4 protein-coding genes are annotated in these 4,841 nt (G+C 48.9%); 1 reads left to right on the top strand and 3 read right to left on the bottom strand.

Annotation, left to right across the window (positions count from 1 at the left end):
* Positions 1–288: 288 nt before the first annotated feature.
* From truA to VIM87_RS01690, 3 genes are read right to left on the bottom strand one after another with little or no spacing between them, the layout of a single operon-like run.
* Positions 289–1,047 carry a tRNA pseudouridine(38-40) synthase TruA gene (gene truA, locus VIM87_RS01700; RefSeq protein ID WP_331995298.1) on the bottom strand — a complete coding sequence of 253 codons (759 nt, stop codon included), beginning with the start codon at positions 1,045–1,047 and terminating at the stop codon, positions 289–291.
* The gene (locus VIM87_RS01695) at positions 1,044–2,693 is read right to left on the bottom strand and encodes a DUF4476 domain-containing protein (protein WP_331995297.1); all 1,650 of its coding nucleotides are present in this window, start codon (positions 2,691–2,693) and stop codon (positions 1,044–1,046) included. Before VIM87_RS01695 ends, truA begins: the two co-directional genes overlap by 4 nt.
* 45 nt (positions 2,694–2,738) lie before the next feature.
* Positions 2,739–3,236, bottom strand: coding sequence for a biotin/lipoyl-containing protein (locus VIM87_RS01690; protein ID WP_331995296.1), 498 nt, complete (start codon positions 3,234–3,236; stop codon positions 2,739–2,741).
* Between the two features lie 124 nt (positions 3,237–3,360).
* On the opposite strand from VIM87_RS01690, the gene VIM87_RS01685 reads away from it, so the two are divergent.
* The coding region (locus tag VIM87_RS01685) for a M1 family metallopeptidase (protein WP_331995295.1) at positions 3,361–4,841 on the top strand (1,481 nt) is incomplete at its 3' end.

The raw sequence follows: 4,841 nt of genomic DNA, 5'->3' as shown, positions 1-4,841 counted from the left end.
GGTTAAATGTGCAGATGTGCAAATATGCAGATGTGCAGATGGATTGAATGTGCTGATGTGCTAATATGCCAATGTGCTGGTGAGTGTTGGAATGTGCAGATGGGTTAAATGTGCAGATGTGCAAATATGCAGATGTGCAGATGGATTGAATGTGCTGATGTGCTAATTGCTGATGTGCTGGTGAGTGTTGGAATGTGCAGATGGGTAAATATGCAGATGGATTGAATGTACCGATGGGCCTACTGCCGCACGGGCATCTGCACATCTGCATATTTGCATATCTGCACATCACTTCAACAACCCTTCCGGATAAGCAACCTTTACCAGGAACAAGCCCTGCGGAGGCACGGCAAAATCTGCACGGGTGCAGTCCTTGCTGGCAATAACATCATGGAACTCCTGCAGGCTAAGCTTGCCCCGCCCTACCCTCAGCATAGTACCTACCAGGCCCCGCACCATCCCCCGCAAAAAGCGGTTGGCGCTCACATTGTATACCAGCTGTTTATCGTGCAGGGTCCAGTACGATTCATGGATCTTACAAATAAAAGTCCTTACCTGTGTATTGCGCTTGGAGAAAGTAGTAAAGTCCGAATACTCTTTTACAATAGCAGCAGCTTCCTGCAACAGCCCGGTATCCATCGTATAAGGAAAAAAGTAACCGCGGTCACGCATGAAAGGATCCTTTTCCTTGTACAAATAATATTCGTAGGAGCGGCCCAGCGCATCAAAGCGGGCATGGGCCTCCGGCGGTACTTCGTGAATAGCCTTCAGCACAATATCCGGCGGTAAAATAGCATTGATCTTATACAGGAACTGCGGATGCAGGGGCAGCTCTGTATCAAAGTGCAGGAAGTTTTGCAAGGCATGCACACCGGCATCCGTACGGCTGGAGCCTGTGGTAACCACCGCTGCGCGGAACAATGTGCTCAGCGCCTTATCCAGCACAGATTGTACGGTAAGCGCATTTTCCTGCACCTGGAAACCACTGTATTGAGTGCCTTTATAGGAAACGTCTATGAAATAACGGCGGGTTACAGCTCCGGTCATTTACGCAGCATAGCTTTAAAACGGCTCTGGTAATAATTGTCGATCAGCAGGCTGCCCAGGTCCGAGAACTTTTCTGAATCATACACTTTAGGATAGGCCATATCCAGGAGCCTGTAACGGTATTCATCTGTACCTACCAATTGGGCCAGTCTTTTAACCTGGGCGGTTTCCAGGCAATAACCACGGGTATTACGCTGGAAGGTGGTTATCATACCATCATCATCCTTAGCTGATACAAACTTACGCAGCAGCTTACGGAAGGCGGTTTCGTCCATGGTATTGGCGCAATCGGAGTTGATCATTTTAACGCCTTCCTCTTTGGCCGCTTTTTCCTTACGCACAGGGGCTGAATAATCAACACTGTCTGTTACTATATTATTCGGGCGCTCTTCTGCATCCGCCAATTCAGCCAGCTTACGCTTTTTCTTTTTAGATACTTTGGGTGTTTCCAGTGTAACGGCCGAAGCGTCTGTAATAGCCGGCGCTGCTGCATTTGCTGCGGGCGCCGCTACATCGGCAGCGGTTTCTTTGGCCGCTGGTGCTGCAGCAGCTTCCGTAGCCGGTACGCTGCTGCGCTGGCCGGTGCTATCGTCCATAAATTCTATGAACTCCGGATCAGATGATTTTTTCTTTTTGCCCTTCCTGGCTTTCCTGGGGGCTTCGTCTTTTACCACTGCTGCGGTATCGGTAACCGGCGTTTCTGAAGCAGCTGCCGGTTGTGTGGCAGCCTCCGTATTGGCCGGCGCAGCCGGTATTTCTGCAGGCGCAGCTGCAGGTACATCAACGGTAGCAGCACTATCTGCCTGGGCAGCTTTATGCTCATCATCCATCACCTGTTTTAACAGGGCCTGTTCTTCGTCTGTTAATGCGGCTCTTTCCTGCTTGCGTTTACGGCGGTTCTTTTTAGGTTCGGGCGTTAATACAACGCCACTGGCATCTACCACTGCGCCGGTAGCTGCAGCGGCGGCGGGTGCGGCTGCTGGCGGCGCCTCCACGGCTATTTCTTCCGGACGATCATCATGCACTACCTTATCCAGGGTTTCAGCAAATTTGTTATTGGCTTTTTTAGGTGGCGCGGCTTTACCGGTAGTGGTAATTTCTGCCTTACCACCCAGTGCCGTATCCAGGTCCTTTCTCAGGGCGGCCATCATAGCCTGGCCGGTGGTATCACCTGTTGCTGCCGGTGTTTCCGTAGCTACAGGGGCAGCAGTTGTGGTATTGGTATCTGTAAAACCTGCGGACGATTCCCCTCCTGCAGCGGCTACCGGCTGTTCCGGCGCTTTCTCTGCGGTATTGGCTTTGGTTACGCTAAATGTTTGCAGGTTGTATAAGGCAAAATTCTTTTCGTCGGTTTGTTTGAGCAGGTATCCCTGGTCGTTTTTACTCAGCTTTACCTGGAACTGCTGTTCCGGCGCTTCATTTTTTGGGAAGCCAACGGTTAAGGGCGTGGTGCCGGCAGGCAATTCTGCTATTATAATGTAGCCCCGGTCCGATGAGCTGAGCACTTTTCCATTATACTTCACATAAAAGGGCTGTGGCTTCTCGTTCTGTATATATAAAAAATATTGCTGCTCCTGGGCAAACAGCTGACCTGCTGCCAACAGGCAAAGCAGCACATATATGCTTCTTTTAAAATATCGGATCATATAAATTGCTAAAAAACGCGTTATTGCTCTTCTGCTATGCAAATATTATTCCAGCACTATTAAAACCTCCCCTTTTTCGACTGCTACCCCGGGGTTTACCTTTATGGCCTTCACAACGGCATCTGTTGCTGATTTGAATACATTCTCCATTTTCATGGCTTCCAGCACCAATACCGGATCGCCTTTGCGGATGGCCTGTCCCGGCTCCACCAGTACTTTTAATACCAGCCCTGGCATAGGCGCTTTAATATCGTTTACCTTATGGGCCAGGGCATCTTTAATGCCCATAGCGGCCAGCAGCTGGTCTATGGGCTCTTCTAAACTTACCTCGTATACCTGCTGTGCTATTTCCAGGGTCACGGTTTTGGCGTCCCTGTCTACCTTTAGCACCTGCGCTGTATAGCTATGCCCATCCATAATAATGCTATAGCTTCCTGCCGGCACCTGTATGGCAGACCAGTCCACGATCTGCTCATTGCAGCTTATTTCCTTACCTGTTTGAATAGTAAAAGGTGATTGCCCATTAACGGTTGCCTTTATCATTAGTTGCTTGTCTTACGGACAAAAATAGGAATTTTAACCACTTGCCTCGTATTTGGGCCATTTGTTTAAATTTGGGCTTTTACCATAAACAGACCTGCTACTTTTGATTTAAAACAGTTTTTACATGAATCTATTGAAGAAAACTTTGCTGAGCGTATTGTTGGGAGGAATGGCCGGGGCGGCCTGCTATGCGCCTGCCACAGCCCAAAGCAACATGGAGGACCAACAGAATGATCCCTTACTGAAGATATACCGGGCTTCTGCCACCAAGGTCAATGACCTGGTACATACCAAGCTGGATGTACGCTTTGATTATGCCAAGCGATATATGTACGGAAAGGCCTGGATCACCCTGAAACCCCATTTCTACCCTACTGATTCCCTGACGCTGGATGCCAAAGGCATGGACATTAAGCAGGTGGCCGTGGTAAAAGGCGGAAAGAACAGCACCCTTAAATATGACTATGATGGAATGGAGCTGCGCATAAAGCTGGATAAAACCTACCAGAACACAGATTCTTATATTATATATATAGACTATACCGCCAAGCCTAATGAGCTGAAGGTAAAGGGCAGCGCGGCCATCAACGATGCCAAAGGCCTGTACTTCATTAACCCCGATGGTACTGAGCCCAATAAACCCATCCAGATATGGACGCAGGGCGAAACAGAAGCATCCTCTGTATGGTTCCCCACCATTGACAAGAACAACCAGAAAACCACGGACGAGATCAGCATGACCGTGGATAAGAAATATGTAACCCTTTCCAACGGCGTACTGGCCAGCCAGAAGAACAATGCCGACGGCACCCGTACCGATACCTGGAAAATGGACCTGCCCCACGCCCCTTACCTGTTTATGATGGCGATTGGCGACTTTGCCGTTGTAAAAGATAAATGGCGCGGCAAAGAAGTGAACTATTATGTAGAACATGCCTATGAGCCCTATGCTAAAAGTATTTTTGGCAATACACCGGAAATGCTCACTTTTTACTCTACCGTACTGGGTTATGAATATGCCTGGCCCAAGTATTCACAGGTGGTAGTAAGGGATTATGTATCCGGTGCTATGGAAAACACTACCGCCACCCTGCACGGCGATTTTCTGCAAAAGAACAACCGCGAGCTGCTGGATGATAACAAACAGGGCGAGAGCGTAATTGCGCACGAGCTGTTCCACCAATGGTTTGGCGACCTGGCTACCTGCGAATCCTGGAGCAACCTGACGCTGAACGAATCTTTTGCAGACTACAGCGAATACCTGTGGTTTGAGCATAAATACGGGAAAGATATGGCGGATGATCACAATTATAAATCTGCCCAGAACTATATACAATTCTCCCAATACGCCGGCGACCGTGACCTGGTACGTTTCCACTACCATGATAAAGAGGATATGTTTGACGCGGTAAGCTACCAGAAAGGCGGCCGGATCCTGAACATGCTGCGTAATTATGTGGGGGATGACGCCTTCTTTAAATCCCTGAACCTGTACCTGAAAACCAATGCCTTTAAAGCTACGGAAGCGCATCAGCTGCGCCTGGCCTTTGAAGAAGTAACCGGTAAAGACCTGAACTGGTTCTTTAACCAATGGTACTTTGGCCA

The organism is Chitinophaga sp. (assembly GCF_036569125.1).
Lineage (GTDB): Bacteria > Bacteroidota > Bacteroidia > Chitinophagales > Chitinophagaceae > Chitinophaga.
Note: the sequence above shows the minus strand (reverse complement) of the source record. Positions and strands in the feature narration are given on the sequence as shown.

What these genes read in the sequence shown, in the direction of transcription:
- truA (WP_331995298.1), bottom strand. Translation starts at nt 1,047, where the DNA reads ATGACCGGAGCTGTAACCCGCCGTTATTTCATAGACGTTTCCTATAAA.
- VIM87_RS01695 (WP_331995297.1), bottom strand. Translation starts at nt 2,693, where the DNA reads ATGATCCGATATTTTAAAAGAAGCATATATGTGCTGCTTTGCCTGTTG.
- VIM87_RS01690 (WP_331995296.1), bottom strand. Translation starts at nt 3,236, where the DNA reads ATGATAAAGGCAACCGTTAATGGGCAATCACCTTTTACTATTCAAACA.